22 protein-coding genes and 4 tRNA genes are annotated in these 22,717 nt (G+C 61.2%); 20 read left to right on the forward strand and 6 right to left on the reverse strand.

Annotated elements, in window-relative coordinates:
- Positions 1-7 precede the first annotated feature (7 nt).
- The gene (locus tag C7H85_RS17250) at positions 8-1,375 is read right to left on the reverse strand and encodes an ATP-binding protein (RefSeq protein WP_106730952.1); all 1,368 of its coding nucleotides are present in this window, start codon (positions 1,373-1,375) and stop codon (positions 8-10) included.
- Positions 1,365-2,090 (reverse strand): response regulator, encoded by a 726-nt coding sequence (locus C7H85_RS17255; RefSeq protein WP_106730953.1) that lies wholly within the window; start codon positions 2,088-2,090, stop codon positions 1,365-1,367. Before C7H85_RS17255 ends, C7H85_RS17250 begins: the two co-directional genes overlap by 11 nt.
- A 181-nt stretch (positions 2,091-2,271) precedes the next feature.
- Here C7H85_RS17255 and C7H85_RS17260 point away from each other — a divergent pair, with 181 nt between their 5' ends.
- Complete coding sequence (locus tag C7H85_RS17260; RefSeq protein WP_106730954.1) at positions 2,272-2,760, forward strand: hypothetical protein; 489 nt, start codon at positions 2,272-2,274, stop codon at positions 2,758-2,760.
- A gap of 7 nt (positions 2,761-2,767) precedes the next feature.
- Here the strand turns inward: C7H85_RS17260 and asnC are convergent, their stop codons facing one another.
- Positions 2,768-3,238: a transcriptional regulator AsnC gene (gene asnC, locus C7H85_RS17265; protein WP_106730955.1), complete on the reverse strand. Its 471-nt coding sequence runs from the start codon at positions 3,236-3,238 to the stop codon at positions 2,768-2,770.
- Positions 3,239-3,380: 142 nt separating this feature from the next.
- Between asnC and asnA the strand changes: the two genes are divergently transcribed.
- Complete coding sequence (gene asnA / locus C7H85_RS17270; RefSeq protein ID WP_106730956.1) at positions 3,381-4,373, forward strand: aspartate--ammonia ligase; 993 nt, start codon at positions 3,381-3,383, stop codon at positions 4,371-4,373.
- 47 nt (positions 4,374-4,420) lie between these two features.
- Here asnA and C7H85_RS17275 read toward each other — a convergent pair whose 3' ends face one another.
- Positions 4,421-5,740 carry a sigma-54 dependent transcriptional regulator gene (locus tag C7H85_RS17275; RefSeq protein ID WP_106730957.1) on the reverse strand — a complete coding sequence of 440 codons (1,320 nt, stop codon included), beginning with the start codon at positions 5,738-5,740 and terminating at the stop codon, positions 4,421-4,423.
- A gap of 515 nt (positions 5,741-6,255) precedes the next feature.
- Between C7H85_RS17275 and C7H85_RS17280 the strand changes: the two genes are divergently transcribed.
- The 5 genes from C7H85_RS17280 (at position 6,256) to C7H85_RS17300 (ending at position 10,637) form a co-directional block, all read left to right on the forward strand.
- On the forward strand, positions 6,256-6,840 hold the full coding sequence (locus C7H85_RS17280) for a hypothetical protein (RefSeq protein ID WP_106730958.1): 585 nt from the start codon (positions 6,256-6,258) through the stop codon (positions 6,838-6,840).
- A gap of 71 nt (positions 6,841-6,911) precedes the next feature.
- The gene (locus tag C7H85_RS17285) at positions 6,912-7,940 is read left to right on the forward strand and encodes a hypothetical protein (RefSeq protein WP_106730959.1); all 1,029 of its coding nucleotides are present in this window, start codon (positions 6,912-6,914) and stop codon (positions 7,938-7,940) included.
- Between the two features lie 49 nt (positions 7,941-7,989).
- Entirely contained in the window at positions 7,990-8,670 is a 681-nt protein-coding gene (locus C7H85_RS17290; protein WP_106730960.1) for a C39 family peptidase, read from the forward strand.
- 8 nt (positions 8,671-8,678) lie between these two features.
- Complete coding sequence (locus tag C7H85_RS17295; RefSeq protein ID WP_106730961.1) at positions 8,679-9,398, forward strand: hypothetical protein; 720 nt, start codon at positions 8,679-8,681, stop codon at positions 9,396-9,398.
- Between the two features lie 30 nt (positions 9,399-9,428).
- Positions 9,429-10,637 (forward strand): transporter, encoded by a 1,209-nt coding sequence (locus C7H85_RS17300; protein ID WP_106730962.1) that lies wholly within the window; start codon positions 9,429-9,431, stop codon positions 10,635-10,637.
- 60 nt (positions 10,638-10,697) lie between these two features.
- Here C7H85_RS17300 and C7H85_RS17305 read toward each other — a convergent pair whose 3' ends face one another.
- Positions 10,698-11,105, reverse strand: coding sequence for a CBS domain-containing protein (locus tag C7H85_RS17305; RefSeq protein ID WP_106730963.1), 408 nt, complete (start codon positions 11,103-11,105; stop codon positions 10,698-10,700).
- 550 nt (positions 11,106-11,655) lie between these two features.
- Here C7H85_RS17305 and C7H85_RS17310 point away from each other — a divergent pair.
- From C7H85_RS17310 to birA, 9 genes are all read left to right on the forward strand, one after another.
- The gene (locus C7H85_RS17310) at positions 11,656-13,032 is read left to right on the forward strand and encodes a sensor histidine kinase (protein WP_425445081.1); all 1,377 of its coding nucleotides are present in this window, start codon (positions 11,656-11,658) and stop codon (positions 13,030-13,032) included.
- An 11-nt stretch (positions 13,033-13,043) separates the two neighbouring features.
- Positions 13,044-13,541, forward strand: coding sequence for a hypothetical protein (locus C7H85_RS17315; RefSeq protein WP_106730965.1), 498 nt, complete (start codon positions 13,044-13,046; stop codon positions 13,539-13,541).
- Positions 13,538-14,878, forward strand: coding sequence for a sigma 54-interacting transcriptional regulator (locus tag C7H85_RS17320; RefSeq protein ID WP_106730966.1), 1,341 nt, complete (start codon positions 13,538-13,540; stop codon positions 14,876-14,878). The genes C7H85_RS17315 and C7H85_RS17320 overlap by 4 nt, the downstream gene beginning before the upstream one ends.
- 63 nt (positions 14,879-14,941) lie before the next feature.
- The gene (gene msrP, locus C7H85_RS17325; protein WP_106730967.1) at positions 14,942-15,961 is read left to right on the forward strand and encodes a protein-methionine-sulfoxide reductase catalytic subunit MsrP; all 1,020 of its coding nucleotides are present in this window, start codon (positions 14,942-14,944) and stop codon (positions 15,959-15,961) included.
- A complete protein-coding gene (locus tag C7H85_RS17330; protein ID WP_106730968.1) occupies positions 15,961-16,581 on the forward strand; it encodes a protein-methionine-sulfoxide reductase heme-binding subunit MsrQ in 621 nt (206 codons plus the stop codon). The genes msrP and C7H85_RS17330 overlap by 1 nt, the downstream gene beginning before the upstream one ends.
- A 41-nt stretch (positions 16,582-16,622) precedes the next feature.
- The gene (locus C7H85_RS17335; RefSeq protein WP_106730969.1) at positions 16,623-17,084 is read left to right on the forward strand and encodes a hypothetical protein; all 462 of its coding nucleotides are present in this window, start codon (positions 16,623-16,625) and stop codon (positions 17,082-17,084) included.
- A 56-nt stretch (positions 17,085-17,140) separates the two neighbouring features.
- The gene (locus tag C7H85_RS17340) at positions 17,141-19,084 is read left to right on the forward strand and encodes a DNA topoisomerase III (protein WP_106730970.1); all 1,944 of its coding nucleotides are present in this window, start codon (positions 17,141-17,143) and stop codon (positions 19,082-19,084) included.
- A gap of 53 nt (positions 19,085-19,137) precedes the next feature.
- The gene (murB, locus tag C7H85_RS17345) at positions 19,138-20,172 is read left to right on the forward strand and encodes a UDP-N-acetylmuramate dehydrogenase (protein WP_106730971.1); all 1,035 of its coding nucleotides are present in this window, start codon (positions 19,138-19,140) and stop codon (positions 20,170-20,172) included.
- Positions 20,160-21,122: a bifunctional biotin--[acetyl-CoA-carboxylase] ligase/biotin operon repressor BirA gene (birA, locus tag C7H85_RS17350; RefSeq protein ID WP_106730972.1), complete on the forward strand. Its 963-nt coding sequence runs from the start codon at positions 20,160-20,162 to the stop codon at positions 21,120-21,122. The genes murB and birA overlap by 13 nt, the downstream gene beginning before the upstream one ends.
- Here the strand turns inward: birA and coaA are convergent, their stop codons facing one another.
- Complete coding sequence (coaA, locus tag C7H85_RS17355) at positions 21,123-22,064, reverse strand: type I pantothenate kinase (protein WP_158260116.1); 942 nt, start codon at positions 22,062-22,064, stop codon at positions 21,123-21,125.
- 237 nt (positions 22,065-22,301) lie between these two features.
- Here coaA and C7H85_RS17360 point away from each other — a divergent pair.
- The 4 genes from C7H85_RS17360 (at position 22,302) to C7H85_RS17375 (ending at position 22,688) form a co-directional block, all read left to right on the forward strand.
- A tRNA-Thr gene (locus C7H85_RS17360) sits at positions 22,302-22,377 on the forward strand.
- 10 nt (positions 22,378-22,387) lie between these two features.
- Positions 22,388-22,472 (forward strand) — tRNA-Tyr (locus C7H85_RS17365).
- A 63-nt stretch (positions 22,473-22,535) separates the two neighbouring features.
- A tRNA-Gly gene (locus C7H85_RS17370) sits at positions 22,536-22,610 on the forward strand.
- A gap of 2 nt (positions 22,611-22,612) precedes the next feature.
- Positions 22,613-22,688: transfer RNA gene (locus C7H85_RS17375), tRNA-Thr, on the forward strand.
- The last annotated feature ends 29 nt before the right edge of the window (positions 22,689-22,717 follow it).

A 22,717-nucleotide genomic window follows, 5' to 3' on the forward strand; every position in this document is an offset into this window, starting at 1 on the left:
AAAGCCGTCAGCGGGGCAGGGTCACGGTCACCAGCAGGCCGCCCTGGGGATGGTTGCCGAGGAGGAGTTCGCCGCCGTGCTGGTGGATCAGGGTGCGGGCGATGGCCAGGCCCAGGCCGACGCTGCCGTCTTCCAGGTTGCGGGCGCTGTCCAGCCGGGTGAACGGCTTGAACACCTCCTCCAGTTGTTCCTCCGGGATGCCGGGGCCGAAGTCGCGGATCAGGATGCGCACCTTGTCCTTGCCGGCCAACAACCGTACTTCCACCCGGCCGCCGTACTTGACCCCGTTTTCCAGCAAGTTCTGCAGCGCCCTTCGCAGGGCGGTGGGACGGCCCCGGTAGACGATGGCCGCCTGCTCTTCCAGGCTGACGTCGTGGCCGTTGTCCTGCAGATCGTCACACAGGCTTTCCAGCAGGCTCGGCAAGTCCAGGTCCCGTACCGGCTCGGCCAGGCCGTCTTCCCGGGCGAATTGCAGGGTGGCGGCCAGCATCTGCTCCATGCGCTTCAGTCCCTCCTGCAGCTTCTGCTTGTCTTCCCCCTCGGGCAGGAATTCGCTGCGCAGCCGCAGGGTGGTGATGGGGGTACGCAGGTCGTGGGAGATGGCCGCCAGCATGCGGGTGCGATCGGACACGAAGCGATCCAGCCGGTCCTGCATGCGGTTGAAGGCGGACAGGGTGTCGCGGATCTCCCGCGGGCCGCGCTCGGCGATGGGCTCGGCCTTGTCGCCCCGGCCCAGCCGCTCGGCCTGGCGGGCCAGTTCCTTCAGCGGCCGGGTGGTGCGCTGCAGCAGCCAGATCATCAGGCCGGTGAGCAGTGCGGCGAGCAGCACCAGCGACAGTATGGCCTTGGCGGACCACCCCGGTATGTCCCGGTCGATCAGCGAGGTAAAGCTCAGCCAGCGGCCGTCGGCCAGCTCGATGGTGCCGTAGAGGCGGATGTCTGGCGGCCGCGGCGGCCGGCGGTGGGGCCGATGTTCCCGTGGCGGCCAGTCGAGCCGGCCGTTGCGGGTTTCGGCGCTGATATGAATGTCGAGCCCGGCGGGGTAGCTGAGCTTGCTGCGCACGATGCGCTCGAAGTTTTCGCTGCGTGTGCCGGGCTGGGGGCGAGCGACGTCGACGGTCAGCAGCAGGGTCTCGCTGCGGCTGGCGCGCAGGATCTCCGGGTGCAGCTCGGGCGGCGACTGGTTGAGCAGGCGGGTGACCGCGATCAGCCGCTGCAGGGTGAAGCGGCTGTTGACCAGCCCCAGGGCCTCTTCCCGCTCGACCCGGTAGATCTGGACGCTGATCAGCTGGGTCAGCACCAGGGCGCACAGGGCCACCAGTATCACCTGGCCGGTGAGGCTGCCGAGCCAGTAGCGCAGGCGTTCAATCCCCATGGTCGATCTCGACCACCAGCATGTAGCCGCCGCCCCAGATGGTCTTGATGATCTGGGGGTTTTTGGAGTCGGGTTCGAGCTTGCGCCGCAGCCGGCTGACCAGGGTGTCGATGGCCCGGTCGAAGGCCTGGGCCTCCCGCCCCCGGGCCAGGTCCAGCAGCTGATCCCGGCTCAGCACCCGATTGGGGTGGCGGATAAAGACCCGCAGCAGGTCGAACTCGGCGGTGCTCAGGCTGATGGTCACGCCCTTGTCGTCGATCAGCTCCCGCCGGGCCAGGTCCAGGGTCCAGTGGTTGAAACGGATCTTGCTCGGCTCCTCGGCCGCCGGCGCCTGGCCCGGCTCCGGATGGCGGCGCAGCACCGCCTTGATGCGGGCCAGCAGTTCGCGCGGGTTGAACGGCTTGGGCAGGTAGTCGTCGGCGCCCATTTCCAGGCCGACGATACGGTCGGTATCCTCGCCCATGGCGGTGAGCATGATGATGGGCACGTTGTTGCCCTGGCCGCGCAGTTCCCGGCACAGGGCGAGGCCGTCGTCGCCGGGCAGCATCAGGTCCAGGATGATCAGGTCGGCGCCCTGGCGGCTCAGGTACTGGCGCATTTCCTTGCCGTCGCGTACCCCGTGCACCTGATAACCGTGCTGCTCCAGAAAGCGTTTCAGCAGATCGCGGATCTCGCCGTGATCGTCCACCACCAGCAACTGCCTGCCTTTGTTCATGCCCTTTCCTCTTGCCGTTACCCCGCCAGTATAAGGCCCTTTAGGCGGGAAATAATGTCAAAGTATGTCAGCGGGCAAGGGCGTCACACTTTGCTACAAAAAAACCGGCCGGTGACACAGTTTGCTGACAGCGGGCTGCTTTACTTGATAGCGAAGTCACCGCATACGAGAGGTAATGATGATGAAAACCAGACACAGCGCCCTGTTCCTCGCCGCCACCCTCCTGGCCGCTCCCGCCCTGGTCAGTGCCGCCAGTCACGGCCCCGAGGGGCGTCCCGGCCACGGCGGGTCGGAGATGAAGGAAGGCTGCGGGCCGGGCGAGCGCATGGGCATGAAGGAGCGGGGCCACCACGGCAAGCATCATGGCCGCCACGGCATGATGGGGGAGAAGATGATGGACCCGGCCCGTTTCGAGCAGCACCTGAGCGAGCGGCTGGCCGAGCTGGACAGCCCGGAGCTGAAGGCGCAGTTCTTCGCCACTCACCAGGCCCGGCTGGCGTCCATGGAGCAGCAACTGCTGATGCACAAGCTGATGGCCGAGGACAAGGCGGCCGATATTGAAGACGCGGATCTCAAGGCCGCCACCCTGGAGAAGATCGCCGCCGACAGCAAGCTCAGGCAGCAGCGGCTCAAGATGATGCAGGATACCCTGGACAAGCTGCGGGGCTGAGCACCCTTCAGGGGGTGACGTCCCGGTCAATCGGCTGCTGCAAGGAAATCAGGGTCTCGGTGGACTGGATTTCGTCGATGGGCTGCAGCCGGTTGATCAGCACCCGCTGCAGCTCGTCGATGGAGCGGGTCATCACCTTGATGAAGATGTTGTAATGACCGGTGGTGTAGTAGGCCTCCACCACCTCCTCCAGTTGTGCCAGCTTGGCCAGCGCCTGGGGGTAGTCCCGGGCGCTCTTCAGGATTATGCCGATAAAGCAGCAGACGTCGTAGCCCAGCTTCTTGGGGTTCACCTGTACCCTTGTGCCTTCGATGATGCCCGCCTGCTTCATCTTTTCCACCCGCACGTGAATGGTGCCGGGGCTGACCTCGAAGCGCTTGGCCAGCTCCGCGTAGGGTACCCGGGCGTTGTCCATCAGCGCCATCAGGATGGATTTGTCCAGATTATCGATCCGGTAATGAAAGTCGCCTTTTTCCATGGAATTATGATTACTCCGCCATTTTAGCCGCTATTTTTGATGAATGTAGATCAAAAGTGGAGTTTTTTCTACATGATATTGAATTATTGAGTCACTTCCCTGATTATCCTGCAAAACCAATCAGCAAACCCAGGTGAACGAGATGAAGCAAGCCTATATTGAACGCCAACGCCAGATCCGTTTCGTGAAGGAGTATTTCTCCGGTCAACTGGCCCAGCAGCTGAACCTGCTGGAGGTGCAGGCGCCGATTCTCAGCCGCCTCGGCGACGGCATGCAAGACAACCTGTCCGGCTCCGAGAAGGCGGTGCAGGTGAAGGTGAAGGCCATTCCCGCCGCCACCTTCGAGGTGGTGCACTCCCTCGCCAAGTGGAAGCGCTACACCCTGGCCCGCTTCGGCTTCGAGCCGGGCGAGGGCATCTACACCCATATGAAGGCGCTGCGCCCGGACGAAGACCGGCTGAGCCCCATCCATTCCGTCTACGTGGACCAGTGGGACTGGGAGCAGGTGATGAGCGGGCAGGATCGCCATGCCGACTTCCTGGTGGCCACCGTCAACCGCATCTACGGTGCCATCAAGCGCACCGAGCAGGCGGCCGCCGCCGAATTCGGCTTCCCCCCCTTCCTGCCGGAGCAGATCAAGGTACTGCACGCGGAAGAGCTGCTGGCCCGCTATCCGGAACTGGACGCCAAGGGACGGGAACGGGCCGCGGCCCGGGAACTGGGGGCGGTGTTCCTGGTGGGCATCGGTGGCAAGCTGAGCCACGGCGAGATCCACGACGTGCGCGCCCCGGACTACGACGACTGGTCCAGCCCGGGCAAGGACGGTCTGGCCGGCCTGAACGGTGACATCCTGGTGTGGAACCCGGTGCTGGAGGATGCCTTCGAGATCTCTTCCATGGGCATCCGCGTGGATCAGGACGCCCTGCGCCGCCAGCTGGCCCTGACCGGCCATGAAGACAGGGCCGGCCAGGAATGGCACCAGGCGCTGCTGGCGGGCAAGCTGCCCCAGACCATCGGCGGCGGTATCGGCCAGTCGCGGCTGGCCATGCTGCTGCTGCAACTCGGGCATATCGGCCAGGTGCAGTGCGGGGTCTGGCCGGCGGAGCTGGGCGAGTCGGTCGACGGCCTGCTGTAACCACCGACAAAGGGCGCCTCGGCGCCCTTTGCATTTGGGGAGTAGTGCTACAGCAGGCTGTGTTTATCCAGCAGCCGGTACAGGGTGGCCCTGGAAATCTTCAACTGTTCCGCTACATAGCTCATCTTGCCCTGAGACTGGCAAATCGCCTTGGCCAGCGCCTCCCGTTCGGCCAATTCCTTTATTTCCCTGAGGCAGTCGGGAGAAGCGGATGAGCTCTGCCCCAGCTCCAGATCGGCGGCCCGGATGTAACGTCCGGGGCACATCACCGCCGCACTCTGTACCCGATTCATCAGCTCCCGCACATTGCCCGGCCAGCCGTGGGTGAGCATGGCGCGTTCCGCGTCCGGGGCAAAGCCCAATACCCGGCTTTGTCTGCTGGCTATGAGAAACGCATGGGCAAGCAGTTGGATATCCCGGCCCCTGGCCCTGAGTGGGGGCACTTTCAACCGGACCACATTGAGCCGAAAGTAAAGGTCTTCCCGGAATCGCCCCTCCTTTATGGCATCTTCAAGGTTGACGTGGGTGGCGGCGACGATGCGAACATCGAGACAGATCGGCTGGTGTGAGCCGACTCGCTCAATGGTCTTTTCCTGTAGGAAACGCAGCAGGTTGACCTGTTCTTCCAGGGGAAGATCGCCGATTTCATCGAGAAACAATACGCCTTTGTCGGCGGCTTCCAGTTTTCCGATTTTTCTATGGGTCGCCCCGGTAAAGGCTCCTTTCTCATGCCCGAAGAGCTCCGACTGGATCAGCTGCCGGGGTAGAGCGCCACAGTTGACAGCAATAAAGGGTCTTGCTGCCCGTGGTGAATTCCGGTGCAGGGTCTGGGCAACCAGCTCCTTGCCTGTGCCGCTTTCGCCGGTGATCAGGACGGGCAGATGACACTCGGACAGTCGCAATATCTGTTGGCGAAGATGCTCCACACAGGCGCTCTCTCCCATGATTGTATTCGCGGTCGAGGGAGATCGGCCAGCGTGATTGGGCACATGCAGCCTGGCCATGCCGAGGCCATGGCCCAGTAGATGGCGCAAACGGGGGTAATCGAGGGGATAGGTGTGAAAGTCGTGAAAGTAATTTTTGAGCAAGAACCTTATTTCCGGGTTTTCGAGCATGTCTTTCGAGACCAGGGCTACCAGCAACAGCTGTGGTTGGCGTTGTTTTATGGACTCGATGAGCTCTTCCTTTGTGTCGAGATCGAGGTTGAGCAACAACAATCCTATCTTGTTTCTGCCCGGGTGACCGATAAATTCCTTGAGATCGGTAATATGTACTATATTCGATGCCATATCCTTGATTTTATTGGCAGTAGCCATGTCTCTGTGGCAGACACAAAGGTCCGCCGTGTCTGTTGCCATGCTGTTCATAAGCGAATCCCTGCTTATTGTTATGGTTTAACTAATTGACGCGGCATCGGTTTATACCTCAATTCCGAGAGGTAAAGTCGCGCTAACACCATCCCGAATCACCGCCATGTTATCTCGGTGAGATTTGGTGATGAATGAACCTTGTCAAACGACGGCGTTAGTGATGCCCGCATCGGTTAATTAGCTGCCTGTAAGGATAGACAATATTTTTACAGGAGAGGCACAGAAAGCGGGCATTTTACTGTTTATCGTCGGCGGCCATTTTTATTTGTTTGAATTCATGCGATTTTTATTGATTTGTTAATCAAAGAATTGACGTCTCATTATTAAGACAGTGTTATGGGAGTTAAATTGTTTATTTTTGTCCGTGTTTATCATGATGTTACCTCCTGAATACAGGTGGAGACCGTCTCGTTAATGAGCCAGGCGAAGAAGAGGTTTTTAAAACTCATCATTAAATTCAATGGCTTAAATATTGGCACTCTACTTGCTGGATAGAATGCTGACGGAATGACATGGAGCGTCAGACGATGCAAGGCTACAGAGCAATCATTATGGTGGTATCGATCATGGTTCCGTTTGGGGTGGTGGCGGATGTTGCCACCGTGGGACCTGAGGCCCTGTCCGGCATGCGCGGTATACTCGGCGTCAATATGGCCGCCGGCTCGGGTAATGTCCAGGCCAACCTGCGTGCCATCGGTGTCGGCCAGGCGGCGCTGGCGGCCAGTGAATCCCTTATGCAGTCCCAGATCACCCTATCCTCTCACCCCCAGGCGCTCGAAGTCAGCATCGAACAGGGTGCACTGCAACAGGCGACGGGAGCCATCTCCATCAACCAGGCCAGCGGCAGTGGCAATATCGGGTTGAATATCGTCGAGCTGGCCTTTGGAGCCGGGACTTCCGTCGATTCCGATACCTTGCTGGCGGTGAATGGCGCTGGAACGACACCTACTTCCGGACAACAAGAAGGTGCGGGGTCATATCATACCTCCCTGCACGAGAATGCATTGAATGGTGCTCAGGGCATTATTCAAATCAACCAGATTGCCGGTCACGGCAATATAGCGGTAAACCGGGTATCCATGCCCTTAGTCAAGTAGTGATGGCTGCTATGGCAACAAACTTCTTATTCCGTAGCAGCGAAATTATATTGCTTTCAAGGAGAGAGACAATGAACAAGCTGACTATCCCCCCCGTTGCGGCCGTGGTTATGCTGAGCCTGAGTGGTTATGCTTCGGCCAACGACTACGATGTCATAGAATATGACAAGGCGGTTAAAATTAATGCGGATTTTCAAGTGGATATGGGATTCAAAGAGTATCTGAAAGTGAAAGGGTTTGCCGTGGTTGAGAACAAACAGTCTTTCACTGACAATACCACCACCTATGATATCTATAACTACAAGGGAAGTTCGAATAATACCTCGCTCGGCAACGACGCCATTGGCAATAATTCCGGTAATGTCGGGCTGAATATGGCAGCCGGCAGCGGAAACGTGCAGGCCAATAATGTAGCCCTGGCGGTGCAGGAACAGGTGGGGGGTGATAACTGGGGCGCCTATTACGGTAAAGACAAAAAAGGTGGAAGCAAGGATGTATCCAAACCGACGGTGGATGCCGAAATCTTCTCGGATCAGTATGTGGGTGGTAACAAGACTACCGTCAAGGGCAGTTCCAATACCACTTATTTGGGTGATAACTCCATCAAGAATAACAGCGGTAATGTTGGGGTAAACGTCGCCGCGGGCAGCGGCAACCTGCAGGCGAACAACTTCGCTGCCGCTGTGGGCAACGGGGAGTACTTTGCGGCGGTGGCCACCGTGTCCAACAAGCAGAAGTCCGATGATAACGACTCCACTTATACTGGCAGCTTAAACAAAGCCGAGATGGGCAAAAACTCCATCAACGGTAATAGTGGCAACGTCGGGGTGAACGCTGCGGCGGGCGATGGCAACCTGCAGACCAACAACCTGGCGGCGGCCGTCGGCAACGGGGTCCTGCAGGCGGCGGTGGCTACCGTGTACAACAATCAGATGGCCACTTACAACACCGCCAGCTATTCCTCCAGCAACAACAATGCGTCCCTGGGGGCGGGATCGCTGTCGAACAACATGGGTAATATCGGCGTGAATATCGCCGCCGGCTCCAATAACTTGCAAAGCAACAGCCTCGCCGTCAGCGCGGGCAATGTCAGCTTCTAGGCGGGGGACTCCGGGAGGGATCCCGGAGTCTTTTTTTGCAGGAGGCGGTATGAAGATCTTATTGTTGAGTGGTTTGTTGTCTTTTTCCGTAACGGCGGCAGGCATCAACACCAGTGCCATAGTCCCGGGGGGCGGCGACTGGCGTAAGCCGGTGATCAGCCTGAAGGAGCAGAAGTTTATCGGCGTGGTCCGCCAACAGACTGATTTCAGCTGTGGTGCCGCGGCCTTGGCCACTATTCTTAAATATTCCTACCATATCAACACCAATGAGCAATGGGTGATGGACGGCATGCTGGCCATGTCCGATCCGACCATGGTGGCTCGGTACGGCTTTTCCATGCTGGATATGAAAGGATATGTGGAAATGATCGGTATGGAGGCGAAGGGATATAGTGTCGACATCGATGCCCTTTATTTCTTGGTCGTACCGGTTGTCGTGCTGCTGAATATCAATGGCTTTCATCATTTTGTCGTGCTTAAAAAAGTGGATGAAAAGGGAAGGGCTTATATAGCGGACCCGGCGTTGGGTAATAAAATGATCGACATGGATGAGTTTGAGCAGGCCTGGAATAACATCATCCTGGCCGTGGTGGGTCGTGGATACGACAAAAACTCCATTCTTTCAAACCCAAGAGGACCGTTAACGGCGAGAGGAAGCAGTCGTCGTTTCGTGCCGGTGTCCGATGCCGCCCTGATGGAGTTTGGTTTTAGTCACAAGGATCTGTTGTGAGGCGAGTCATGAAATGGTCGGTGGGAGTATTTGTGATGGCCGCGGGACTGAGCCATGGCCAGGAGATAGGGGTACAGGAGTTAATCCAGGGAGGCAGTTTTGGCATTGTGTTGGACGATACCGTGCTGGAGCATCAGCGCGGCAAGTTCATTTCGGGTCGTCAGGCCCATTACTTCGGTATTGAGTTTGTGTCCAGCATGGTCGGTCCTCATGGCATGGTCAGCACGGTGGGCATGCAGGTCGGATTTTCGCCGGGGGCATCACCTGAACTGGAGGTTCGCTCCTACCAGGATGGGCTGGTTGCGGATGTGCAACCCGGGGCAATGGAGGTCAAGGGGTCTGGCCTGGTGCAGACGATACAGCTGGCTGGCTTGTCCAACACGGGCATCAACGAGCTGGCGGTCAAGAATGGCCTTATGCCGCTAAAGGGCACCGAACTGGCACTCGGACACTATAGCGTGGCTTTGCCGGGGGGGATCACCGCCAGGTACGACGTCTCTTCGGCCGGCATGGGGGTCGGCCTCTATGCGGAGGGGGACGTGTTCGGAGGACAGTCATTGCGCAGCAATCCCGGTGGCAAGGGGATAGTACAGCAACTGCGAGCCAAGGGAGATAATCAGCTACTCTTCAACCAGGCAAATCTCTACCTCGATCTTGCCGATCTATGGTCACTATCCAATGAGGCCAAGTCTCTCAAGAATAACTTACCGATGGAGTTCATCCGATGACGAACTCCGTTTAGCAGGGAGCTCAATAATATGAAGAAAGCAGCAGTGGCATTTTCCCTACCTTTGGCGACCTTGGTGTCTTCGGTTGTGCTGGCACAAGAGGGTGCCGACGCGGCCTTGTTGCAGCAGCAGATCGATGCGCTGCGGCAGCAACTTATTCTGCAAAACCAACAGCTTTTTCAATTACAGCAACAATTGTCGGCGACCCAGACACCCTCCGGTATTTCTTCTCCGGTTGCCGAAGGCATGACGGAGCGGGTGGAGGGGGAGCCGCGTTCTCCCCAGCAGGGGAGATCGACGGAAGATCTGCTGCTCGAGCAGCACAATGTGTTCGATCGGAAATTCAGCCTGGAGGCGGGCCTGACCTATACCTATTACGACAGAAAGGATCTGATCTTCAACGGCTTTCTGGTGCTCGACGCCATCTTTCTCGGCCAAGTGGACGTGGACCGGATCCGGGCGCACCAGTGGACGGCCGATCTCACCGGTCGTTATACCTTTAACGACCGCTGGCAGGCGGAGCTGCAATTGCCCTATCTTTACCGCTACAGTCATTACTACTCCGTCGGTAAAGACGGCGATGGGCGCGACGGTATCAGTGAGCACTCCCTCAACGAAGGGGGGCTGGGAGACATCAGTGCGGCGGTGTTTTACCGGCTGTTGACGGAAACCGACACCAGCCCCGATCTGGTATGGAATTTACGGGTCAAGGCACCGACCGGCAGGGATCCCTACGGGATCCCGGAAGAGCGGGTAGGGGGGGATGAGAGCAACTTGACGGTACCCACCGAACTGCCGACCGGTAATGGCCTGTGGGCCTTGTCCACCGGTTTTTCCGCGGTCAAGACACTCGACCCGGCCATTATCTTCGCCAGCATCAACTATACCCATCACCTCGAGCGCAGCTTCGATGATATTTCTGCCGCCGAGGGCAATCAGCCGGGCAAGGTCCGTCTTGGCGATGCATTCGGCTATGGCATGGGCATGGCCTTCGCCCTGAATGAGCGGCTGAGTCTGTCCATGAACTTCAACCAGCAGTTTGGCAAGGAGGCGGAACAGCATCCGGATGGTGGGGACAAGGTAAAGATCGCCGGCTCCGACAGCAACTCCGCCAGCCTGGGAATGGGGGTCACCTGGGCGATGACGGACAAGCTGTCACTGGTGGTCAACTGGGCGGCGGGGCTGACCCCGGATGCGCCCGATTATGTGGTCGGCATCCGGCTGCCCTATCGATTCTGACCTTGCTGCAGGCAGGATGCCGGATCCTGCTTACCGCTTCCTCATGGGGTACTGCCGTATTCAGTACGTTGCCAGGCAGGTTTTCAGCTGGTTATTGAGGAAGCTCATCACCTGGTGGCGGGTGACGATGCCCACCACCTTCTTGCCTTCCACTACCGGGTAGAGTTTGGGTTTGGCGCCGCCCATGGTGCGGGCCAGTTCGAACACATCGGTATCCGGGGTGACCGTCAGTGACTCGGTGCGCATCAGATCGCTCACCTTGGATCGGCTGTCACAGTGGTAGTTGGCGTTGATCAGCGTGGGAATGCAGTCCTGCTCGGATAAAAAGCCGACGATGTGTCGTTGGGGAGTCACTACCGGCAGGCCGCTCAGCCCGGATTCCAGCATTCTGTCCAGCGCCTCGGAAATCGACATGTCGGCAGTCAGCATCGGCAGGCTGTGTCGCATTATTTCGTTTACTGTTGCCATCGCCATTCTCCTTAAATGCTTGATAAACCGAGTGTGGCATCCTTTTTCTCGGTGATCCAATTGGTGCCGTCTGGATGATTGATAGCCTGCACCTCGGTTCTCTATCAGCATAGCGTATTTTGCGGGGGGGCAGCGGCGACCAGGAAGGGCGAGCGCTTGGGGTGTGCTCAAAAGGAGACATGTTAACTGTTTGTTTCTAATGGTATTTTTATAAAATAAGCCTATTGCGTCTCTTAATGGATACATCTTTGCCGGCGAGGCGGCTCTTGGTTTTCCATAACTAATTGAAAATAAATGATTTATAAATTATGGCCCGAAGTTTGCTTTTACTCTCGTTGTCTGATACTGCCGAACAGCGGCATTGAGAGTGTGTCGGACCCGTGCAGGGATGCACAATCTGTAGTTCTTTTAAATGCCGGTCGTCCCCCGACCGGTTTTTTTTTTGCTTGGCGCGTCGGCGCTTTTGATATCCTGTTGGTCTTCACGGTCGATGAGTATGTGGATAATGTCACAGGCGGTTGCGGGTTTTGCTCCCCGTTCTTTACTGAGATTGGTACTGATAGCCTTCACCCTGGTATTGCTGCCGCTGATCCTGCTGGTCATTCAGAACAGCCGCAGTCTGGAGCAGGTTATCCAACTGGCCCAGGACGGCATCGAAAGTGCCGTGGTCGATACCCGGCGGGCGTCGGATCTGAACGATCTGGCGCTGGATATGGAGCGCACTATTCGCCGTTACGCGGTGCTGGAAACACCGGACCTGCGGTTGTCTTATTTGCGTCTGCTGGAGCGTTACCGGCAGGAGCTGGACAGCCTGCTGCTGGTGGTGGAGGCCGGCCCGCTGGCGGCCTCGCTGCAGGATCAGCTGATCGGGCTGGTCGACCTGGCCCAGGCCGGGGGGGAGCAGATCCGTGAACAGGTCGGGGTGTTCGATGCCTTCAACAGCGGAACCCTGGAGCTGGATCGACTGACCCGGGAGCAAATAGACGGGCGCATCCAGCAGGTGCGCGAGCACGTGATCCAGGTCCGTCAGCGGCTGTGGGTTCTGAGCGCCGCCTTGGGCGGTGCCAGCCTGTTGCTGGTGCTGCTCTTCACCTACCTGATTATCCGCCCGGTACGGCAGCTGGAACGGCGGATCCTGAGCCTGGGGGCCGGCGTCGAGCCGGACGAACGGGCCATCCGCGGGCCGGCGGAGCTGGTGGAGCTGGGGGAACGGCTGCTGTGGTTACACCATCGGCTGCGGGAGCTGGAGGCGCAGAAGATGCAGTTCCTGCGCCACCTGTCCCACGAGCTGAAAACGCCCCTGGCCAGCCTGCGCGAGGGTGCCGATCTGCTCGCGGAAAAAGTCACCGGGCCGCTGACCCAGGAGCAGGAGGAGATCTGCGAGCTGCTGGTGCACAACAGCTTTCGCCTGCAGGGCCTGATCGAGCAACTGCTCGACTATAACCGGGTGCAGCAGGTGCAGGTATATCAGGAGCCAGTGGCGGTGCTGCCGTTGCTCGAACAGAGCCTGGAGGCCCACCGCCTGACCATCGAAAACAAGGCCATGCGGGTCAGTCTCGAACTGGATGAGTCACCGCCGATGGCGGATGGCCACCGGCTGAAGCTGGTGTTGGATAATCTGATCTCCAATGCGGTAAATTATGGCGATGCCGGCGGGCTGATCCGCATTGAGGCGAGGGCGCGCGAGGATGACTATTATCTGAGTGTCGCCAATAGCGGACAACCCATACCGGAGCAGGACAGGGAACGTATTTTCGAGCCCTTTGTGCAAGGCAGTCAGGAGCGCACCGGGGTACTCAAGGGATCGGGTATCGGATTGAGCATTGCACGTGAAGCGGCCATCAGCATGGGGGGACGCTTGGCACTTGACACTTCAGTGGCAGATCTGGTCTGTTTTGAGCTCTGTCTGCCCAAGAGTACGGATTAAAGGAACAATAAATGACTAGATTGTGGGTATGTGGGGTGTTGGCGCTGGCCTTGTCCGGCTGTTCATTGCCTTTTTCTTTCCCGCCCCAGGCACCGTCCGAACCGGTATCGCCTCCGGAACCCGAACACCAGGAGGTACTCGAGTGGCTGCAGCTGTCCGGCGAGGTAATGCACAGCAGCGACACCGAACTGCAGCGACAGCTCCAGTTGCTGCAACAGCCGGCGAACCGGGATGAGCTCAAGCTGGCGTTGTGGCTGAGCCATCCCCGGGCCAGCGCCGGCCAGCGGCAGCAGGCCCAGCAGCTGTTCCAGCAACGGTTGTCGTCGGCCGATCCCCGGTTGCAGCCGCTGCTTGCGGTGTTCCAGGCTTATAACCAGACGCTGCTGAACAGCCAGCGGCAGGTGGCGGAGCGGCAGCAGCAGATTGACAGCCTGACGCAAAAGCTCAACGAACTGGCCACCATAGACGAACAAATCAACGAACGCAGATATCAAGAGTCGGCGCAATGAAGCGTAAAGCCAAAATCCTGCTGGTGGATGATGATGCCAGCCTGCTGAAATTGCTGGGGCTCAGGCTGAAGAGCGAAGGGTTTGCGGTGCAGACCGCCACCTCGGGGCCCGAGGCCCTGGAGCTGCTGGAGCGGGACAGACCGGATCTGGTGTTGAGCGACCTGAAGATGGACGGCATGGACGGGCTGGCCCTGTTCGACCGGATCCAGCGTCAGTACGTGGGCCTGCCGGTGGTGATCATGACCGCCCACGGCTCCATCACCGACGCGGTCACCGCCACCCGCTCCGGGGTGTTCGGTTTCCTGACCAAACCCATCGACAAGGAGGCCCTGCGCAAGACCATCAACGAGGCGCTGGCGGTGTCGCTGCCGGCCGACGACAATGGCTGGCAGCACAGCATGCTGACCCGCAGCCCGGTGATGGCGGTGGTGCTGGAGCAGGCCAGGCGTATCGCGCCGCTGGACATCAGCGTGCTGATCACCGGCCCTTCCGGCGCCGGCAAGGAGCTGATGGCCAAGGCGATCCACGATGCCAGCCCGCGCCAGGATTATCCCTTCATCGCCCTCAACTGTGCCGCCCTGCCCGAGCAGTTGCTGGAGTCCGAGCTGTTCGGCCATGTCAAGGGCGCCTTCACCGGCGCCATCTCCGATCACCCGGGGATTTTCCTCGCCGCCCAGGGCGGCACCCTGTTCCTGGACGAGGTGGGGGACATGCCATTGCCACTGCAGGCCAAGCTGCTGCGGGCACTGGAGCAGCAGGAGGTGCGGCCGCTCGGCAGTACCCGCAATATCCCGGTCGATGTGCGTATCCTCTCTGCCACCAACCGGGATCTGGTGGCGGCCATGGAGCAGAACCAGTTCCGGGAGGATCTGTTCTACCGGCTGAATGTGGTGAATCTGCGCATGCCGGCGCTGAAGGAGCGGCCCGAGGACATCCCGCTGCTGGCCCGCCACTGCCTGGAGCAGCTCAAGCAGCGCCAGGCCACCCCGGTGACCGGCTTTTCGCCCGATGCCCTGTCGATGCTGGCGGCGGCCAGCTGGCCCGGCAACGTGCGGCAGTTGCTCAACGTGGTGGAGCAGGCGGTGGCGCTGGCCTCCTCCCCGGTGATCGGCCCCCAGCTGATCGAGAGCATACTGTCGGGCAACAGCGATCATTTTCCTACCTTCAACGAGGCCCGGGCCGAGTTTGAGCGGGTATATCTGAACAAGGTGTTGCGCATGACCGACGGCAACGTCACCCAGGCTGCCGGCCTGGCCGGACGCAACCGCACCGATTTCTACAAGCTGCTCAACCGTCACGGCATCGAAGCCAGTGCCTACAAGGACAAGGGCGACTGACGAAAGATTTTTCCGCCCGTGGCGCTCCTTCTATAACGACGAAAGGTTATCGACGGAGCTCGCATGCGGATTTACAGCAAGAAGAAATCGGATCTGAGTGAAAACAGCGTTACCCCCGAGGCCGTCTACCAACAGCGGCGGCGGATCCTGCAGGGGTTGGGGCTGGGGCTGGGGACGGCGGCCCTGAGTTCGCCCGCCGGCGCCAGCCTGCTCAACAGCCTGCTGGGCAGCGGCCAGGAGCAGTCCGTCGCCGCGGCCACCCGGCCACTGACGTTCGAGCGACCCGAGGCCTACCGGTTGTCGCTGCCGCAAACCGCCGAAAAGGTGGCCATCAGCTACAACAACTTCTACGAGTTCGGCACCGACAAATCGGACCCGGTGCGCTACGCCCAGGACCTCAAAACCCGCCCCTGGACCCTGACCATAGCGGGGGAGGTGGCCAGGCCGCAGACCATCGACGTCTGGTCCTGGATAGAAAAACAGCGACTGGAAGAGCGCATCTACCGCCATCGCTGCGTCGAGGCCTGGTCCATGGTGATCCCCTGGCTGGGAGTGCCGCTGGCCGAGATCATCAGGGCCGCCGAGCCCACCTCCGGGGCGAAGTATGTCGCCTTCGAAACCCTCTACGATCCCGAGCAGATGCGTGGCCAGTCGTCCCGCTTTGTCGGCGGCGGCATCGACTATCCCTATGTGGAAGGGCTGCGCCTGGACGAAGCCATGCACCCGCTGGCCCTGCTGACGGTCGGTATGTACGGCAAGACGCTGCCGCCGCAGAACGGTGCGCCGGTGCGGTTGATCGTGCCCTGGAAATACGGCTTCAAGGGCATCAAGTCCATCGTTCGCATCATCCTGACCGAACAAGAGCCGCCCACCACCTGGAACCTGCTGGCCGCCCACGAATACGGCTTCTATGCCAACGTCAACCCGACCGTGGATCATCCCCGCTGGAGCCAGGCCAGCGAACGGGTGATCGGCGAGGGTGGGCTGTTCGGCAGCGAGCGCCAGCCGACGCTGATGTTCAACGGCTACGAGGAAGAAGTGGCGGCGCTCTACCGGGGCATGGATCTGAGGAAGTTCTACTGATGAAGCTGACCCCGAGAGCCTTGCCGTGGCTCAAGGCGGCGTTGCACTGTGCCGCCGCCATGCCCTTGCTGTGGTTGCTGTGGGCCGTGCCGGCGGGGCGTTTCAGCGCCGATCCGGTGCCCGAGCTGCTGCAGTTCCTGGGGGGCTGGGCCCTGCGCCTGCTGTTGCTGACCCTCTGTGTGTCGCCCCTGGCCAGGTGGTGGAAGAACGGCGCCCTGATCCGGGTGCGGCGGCTGCTGGGACTCTGGTGCTTCGCCTACGCCAGCCTGCACCTCGGGGTGTGGCTGCTGCTGGACCTGCAGCTGGCCTGGGGGCAGATCGGCGCCGAGATCATCGAGCGTGGCTTCATTACCCTGGGGATGCTGTCCTGGCTGATCCTGCTGCTGCTGGCCGTCACCTCCACCAGGGGCTGGCAACGGCGGCTCGGCAGGCACTGGCAGGGGCTGCACAATTGGGTGTACCTGAGTGCGTTGCTGATCCCCATTCACTTCTGGTGGGGGGTCAAGTCCGGCTGGATGGAGCCGGCCCTCTACCTGGCGCTCAGCCTGTCCCTGCTGTGGTGGCGGCGCGAAAAGCTGACCCGCTGGCTGCAGCGGACGTACCAGACCCGGCGGCTTTAGGCTACACTGGCGGCCGTTTCAACCAAGCGCCGGAGTAATGTATGGACGATCAGTTGTGGGCCTTGTGTTTTCTTGACGAGGGCGTGGCCCTGTCCGTGATCAGCCGCAAGGAGACCCGTTGCCAGTGGCTGTCCGGTGAGGATCAGGCCCGCCGGCACGTGCTGCAGGACTACCTGCATTACGTGGCCGAGCTGGGCGAGCTGGACGACGCGCAGACCGCCGTGGCCCGGGAGCGTTTCGCACTGCTGATGGAACAGTACCCCGAACCGGAAACCCTGGTGGAATACCTCAACGATCTCACCGCGGGCCTGACCCGCATCGTCTGGTTCGGCCCGCTGTATGCGCTGGCCGAGGATTACAGCGACTTCGCCCTGGCCCTGCGCGCTCACTACTGGGAGGAGTACGGCGAAGGGGAGGAGGATCCCGCCACCCCGGTGCCCGAGGCCGACTGGTCTTACCTGGTGGATGCGATGGACGACTTCCTGTTGCACGGGGATTATTGAAGCCGGCCCCGCCCTGCTGCTAACCTGTATCCATATACAGTAACCATGTGTGCTCTATGATCCTCTATATCGCCGAAAAGCCCAGCCTGGGGCGGGCCCTGGCCGAGGTGCTGGCCAAACCGCAGCAGAAGGGCGACGGCTTCATTCGCCTCGGCAATGGCGATGTGGTGAGCTGGTGTATCGGCCACCTGCTGGAGCAGGCCCAGCCCGACGCCTATGATCCCGCCTTCAGGCAATGGCGGCTGGAGCATTTGCCGATAGTACCGCGGGAATGGAAGCTGGAGCCCAAGGCGAAGACCCGCGCTCAGCTGAATGTGCTGAAAAAACTGCTGAAAGAAGCGGACCGTATCGTTCACGTGGGGGATCCGGACCGCGAAGGCCAGTTGCTGGTGGACGAGGTGATCAACTACTGCGGGGTGCCCGCCGCCAAGCGGGAGGCGGTGCAGCGCTGTCTGATCAGCGATCTCAACCCGGCGGCGGTCAGCAAGGCCCTGGCGGCGCTGCGCCCCAACCGGGAGTTCGTGCCCTTGTCGGTGTCGGCCCTGGCTCGCTCCCGGGCCGACTGGCTCTATGGCATCAACATGAGCCGGCTGTGCACCCTGCAAGGCCAGAAGATGGGCTACCAGGGGGTATTGTCCGTGGGCCGGGTACAGACCCCGGTGCTGGGGCTGGTGGTGCGTCGGGATCGGGAGATTGCCGACTTTCGGGCCAAGCCCTATTACGAGGTGTTTGCCCTGCTGCAGACCGGGGATGGCGAGCGCTTCAAGGCCAAGTGGCAACCCAGTGACGCCTGCCTGCCCTGGCAGGACGAAGAGGGTCGTGTGCTGTCCCGGCGACTTGCGGAGAACGTGATCCGGCGCATCGGCGGCCAGCCGGGCAAGGTGGTTGGCCTGGAGCAGAAGCGGCACCGGCAGGCCGCGCCGCTGCCCTATAATCTGTCGGCCCTGCAGATCGACGCCGCCCGCCGCTTCGGGCTCAGCGCCAAGCAGGTGCTGGATATCTGCCAGGCCCTGTACGAACGCCACAAGCTGATCACCTATCCCCGTTCCGACTGCCGTTACCTGCCCGAGGAACACTTCCGGCAGGCCGGAGTGGTGAGCGAAGCCCTGGCCCGGGTCAGCCCCGAGCTGGTGCCGGCGGTGAGCGGGGCGGATCTGTCACGCCGCGGCAAGGCCTGGAACGACAAGAAGGTGGAGGCGCATCACGCCATCATTCCTACCACCAGGGCGATGGATGGCGAGCGGTTGTCCCGCGGCGAGCGGGATATCTACACCCTGATCGCCCGCCAGTACCTGGCGCAGTTTTATCCACCCTGGGAATATGACGACCGCCGGGTCGAGGTGGATATCGCCGGCGGGCGTTTCATCGCCCGGGCCCGCCAGCAGATCCATCCGGGCTGGAAGGCGCTGTTTGCCACCCCCGGCAGGCAGGAGGCCGAGCCGGAGGACGACCCGGAACTGCAGGCGGGGCTGCCCGCGCTGAGCGAGGGCGAATCCTTGTTGTGCGTACAGGGTGAGCTGCTCGACAAACTGACCCAGCCGCCCCGCCACTTTACCGACGCCACCCTGCTGGCGGCGATGACCCATATCGCCCGCTACGTCACCGACGCCGGGCTGAAGAAGATACTGCGCGACACCGACGGCCTCGGCACCGAGGCCACCCGGGCCGGGATCATCGAATTGCTGTTCACGCGCGCTTTCCTCACCCGGGAAGGCAAGCAGATCAAGGCCACCGAGGCGGGATGCAAGCTGATCGCCAGCCTGCCCGATTCGGCCACCACCCCGGACATGACCGCCCGCTGGGAAGCGGTGCTGGACGCCATCAGCCGCAAGCAGGCGGGCTACCAGTCCTTCATGGCCGAGCTGGAGGCGTCGCTGCCGCCGTTGCTGGAGCAGGTGCGGCCCGAGTCGTTCCGTGGCCTGCAGGGGCGGGCGCCCGCCACCAAGGGGCGTCGCCGGCGGCGGCCCCGGCAGGCCGCTGGCAGGAAGGCAACGGTTTAACCCCGGCCGGCGATTGGGTACACTGGGCCGGCGTTTATTCAGGATGTTCCATCATGTCGACGACCCCGTCATCCCTTATTCCTTTCAATACGTTCGGCCTCGAGCAGAGCGCCCGCCACCTGGTGGTGCTGGAGCAGCGGAGCCAACTGCAGACCCTGTGGCGGGAGCGTGGCGAGGAGCCGCTGCTGTTCGTGGGGGAAGGATCCAACCTGCTGTTCACCGCCCCTTTTGACGGCACCGTGCTGGTCAACCGGCTGACGGGCATCACCGTCACCGACGCCGGCGATGCCTGGCGGGTTCGGGCGGAAGGCGGGGAAAACTGGCACCGGCTGGTGTGCTGGACCCTGGCGCAGGGCATGCCGGGGCTGGAAAACCTGGCGCTGATCCCCGGCACCGTCGGCGCCGCCCCGATCCAGAACATCGGGGCCTACGGAGTCGAGCTGGCGCAGTTCTGCGAGGCGGTGGAAAGCTTCGACTGGCAGGGTGGGGAAATCCGCCACTGGTCGGCCGCCGACTGCCGGTTCGGCTACCGGGACAGCGTGTTCAAGCACGAAGCCGGGCATCACCTTATCCTGAGCGTGACCCTGCGCCTGCCCAAGGCCTGGCAGCCGGTGCTGGGTTATGGCCCCCTGGCGGAGCTGGGTGGACAGGCGTCGGCGCAGCAGATTTTCGAACAGGTATGCACCACCCGCCAGGCCAAGCTGCCGGATCCCAAAGTGCTGGGCAATGCGGGCAGCTTCTTCAAAAACCCCAAGGTGGTGCAGGCCCAGGCCCAGGCCCTGCGACTGGCCTGGCCCGAGCTGCCGGTGTTTGCGGCGGAGCCGGGGAGGGCCAAGCTGGCCGCCGGCTGGCTGATCGACAAGGCCGGCCTGAAGGGGGCCAGGGTCGGCGGCGCCGGCGTGCATGTCCGGCAGGCGCTGGTGCTGGTCAACCTGGGCGGGGCCACGGCCGAGGACGTGATCCGGTTGGCGACGCTGGTACGGGAGCGGGTGGAACAGCAGTTCGGGGTGCGGCTGGAGCCGGAAGTTCGGATGGTTGGCCGCCGCGGCGAAACCAGCCTGGACGAGGCGCTGGCATGTCTGAACTGACACCGCTGCGGGAAGCGCTGCTCAAGAGGCTGGCCGACGGTCAGTTTCATTCCGGCGAACAGCTGGGGGAAGCCTTGTCCGTCAGCCGGGCGGCGGTCAGCAAGCATGTGCAGGCGCTGAAGGCGCTGGGGCTGGATATCTACAGCATTAGCGGCAAGGGATACCGGCTGGCGGTGCCCCTGCAACTGCTGGAACCGCCGCGCCTGAGCCGGGAGCTGGCCCCGGCGCGGGTCGAGGTGGTGCCGGTGATCGGCTCCACCAACCAGTACTGGCTGGAGTCCATCGGCCGGCTGAACCCGGGCGACGTCTGCCTGGCCGAGTGCCAGACCGCCGGCCGGGGCCGGCGCGGCCGGCACTGGATCTCCCCCTTCGGTGGCCAGCTGATCATGAGCCTATACTGGCGGCTGGAGCAGGGCATGGCGGCGGCCATGGGGCTCAGCCTGGTGGTGGGCATCGCCGTGGTCGAGGCGCTGGCGGAGCAGGGCTTCGCCGGGGTCGAGCTGAAGTGGCCGAACGACTTGTATTACGACGGTCGCAAGCTGGCGGGCATCCTGGTGGAAATGTCCGGTACCGCCGGCGGCCCCTGCCATCTGGTGATCGGCATGGGACTCAACCTGCTGCTGCCCAAGGGCGAGCAGGAGCGCATCAACCAGCCTTGGGCCGAGCTGGCCGGCATCGCCGACATCCGGGATCGCAACGGCATGGTGATCGGACTGGTCGGGCGTTTGCACGACTATCTGCACCGGTTCGAGCGACAGGGTATAGCGGCCTTTCGTGAGCAGTGGAACCGGCTCGACTACTTCAACGGCAAGCCGGTGCGGGTGTTGATGGGAGAGCAGGAAATCCACGGCATCGCCCGGGGGATCGACGAGCAGGGCGGGTTGCGGCTGGAAACCCCGCAGGGCATCCGGAGCTTCCTGGGTGGAGAAATTTCCCTGCGCGGCAACTGACTATTTTTTCAGCCAGACCTGCTCGACCTCGTGAGCTCTGCCCTTGGTGAGGATCAATTCGGCCCTGTCCTTGGTGGGCAGGATATTCTGCTTCAGGTTCTTGTAGTTGATTTCCTGCCAGATGCGGCTGGCGATGGTAACCGCCTCCTCTTCCGACAGCTGGGCATAGTGGTGGAAATAGGACTCGGGGTCGGTAAAGGCGCCGGAGCGCAGTTTCAGGAAACGCTCCACGTACCAGGTTTTCAGCAGCCGCTCGTCCGCGTCCACGAAAATGGAGAAGTCCACGAAGTCGGACACGAACACCCGGTGCGGCTCGTGGGGATAATCCATGCCGCTCTGCAGCACATTCAGCCCCTCGATGATCACGATGTCCGCCTGTTCCACCACCGCTTCCTGATCCGGCACTATGTCATACACCAGGTGGGAATAGACCGGCGCTGTGACCCTGGGCTTGCCCGACTTGATGTCGGACACGAACTGCACCAGGCGGCGGATATCGTAGGACTGGGGAAAGCCTTTTTTCTGCATCAGCCCGCGCTGTTCCAGTACATGGTTGGGATAAAGGAAGCCGTCGGTGGTGACCAGCGCCACCTTGGGGTGTTGGGGCCAGCGTTCGAGCAGGGCCTGCAGGATGCGGGCGGTGGTGCTCTTGCCCACGGCCACCGAGCCGGCGATGCTGATCACATAGGGCACATGGTGCGGCTCCTTGCCGAGAAACTGATCCAGCACCCGGTTGCGCCGTTGCTTGGCCTTGACATAGAGGTTGAGCAGGCGAGACAGGGGCAGGTAGATATCCCGGACTTCCGCCAGGGAAACCTTGTCATTGATGCCGCGCAGACGCTTGAGTTCTGCTTCCGAAAGCGGCAATTGCACGGCATCGCGCAATTCTGACCAGGTTTCGCGGGAAAAGGCCAGATAGGGTGAGTAATTGTCTATCTTCATGGGCGTGTCCTGTATTGGCCCGGGGACGATACACCATGGTCCCGGGATGAACAAGGCTGAGCGTGGCACCGCCGGCGGCCCGTACCGGCGTGGGAAATCGGCCGGGGCGGCGGGAATACGGTGCAAAAGCGGGTTTTCTGACGCTTTTTTGTGCGCTTGAACGCGGCGGTCGAAAAACTTGCCGCAAAGGTGTTGCATCCGGCCGCGACCATGCCCTAGAATTCGCCTCGCTCGTGTGCCGGCATAGCTCAGTTGGTAGAGCAACTGACTTGTAATCAGTAGGTCGAGGGTTCGACTCCTTCTGCCGGCACCAGTTAAAATTTGGAGGGGTTCCCGAGTGGCCAAAGGGATCAGACTGTAAATCTGACGGCTCAGCCTTCGCTGGTTCGAATCCAGCCCCCTCCACCAGTTTCCAGGCTCGCCCAGCGCGGGTCTGAAAAGCGGTTTGAGGTAGTTCAGGTAAAGAAAACCGCGGGCATCGTATAATGGCTATTACCTCAGCCTTCCAAGCTGATGATGCGGGTTCGATTCCCGCTGCCCGCTCCAGTGCTGATATAGCTCAGTTGGTAGAGCGCACCCTTGGTAAGGGTGAGGTCCCCAGTTCGAATCCGGGTATCAGCACCACTTCTTTGCTCAGGCACCCTCAGACCTTT

Origin of the sequence: Zobellella endophytica, assembly GCF_003012775.1 — a bacterium.
Lineage (GTDB): Bacteria > Pseudomonadota > Gammaproteobacteria > Enterobacterales > Aeromonadaceae > Oceanimonas > Oceanimonas endophytica.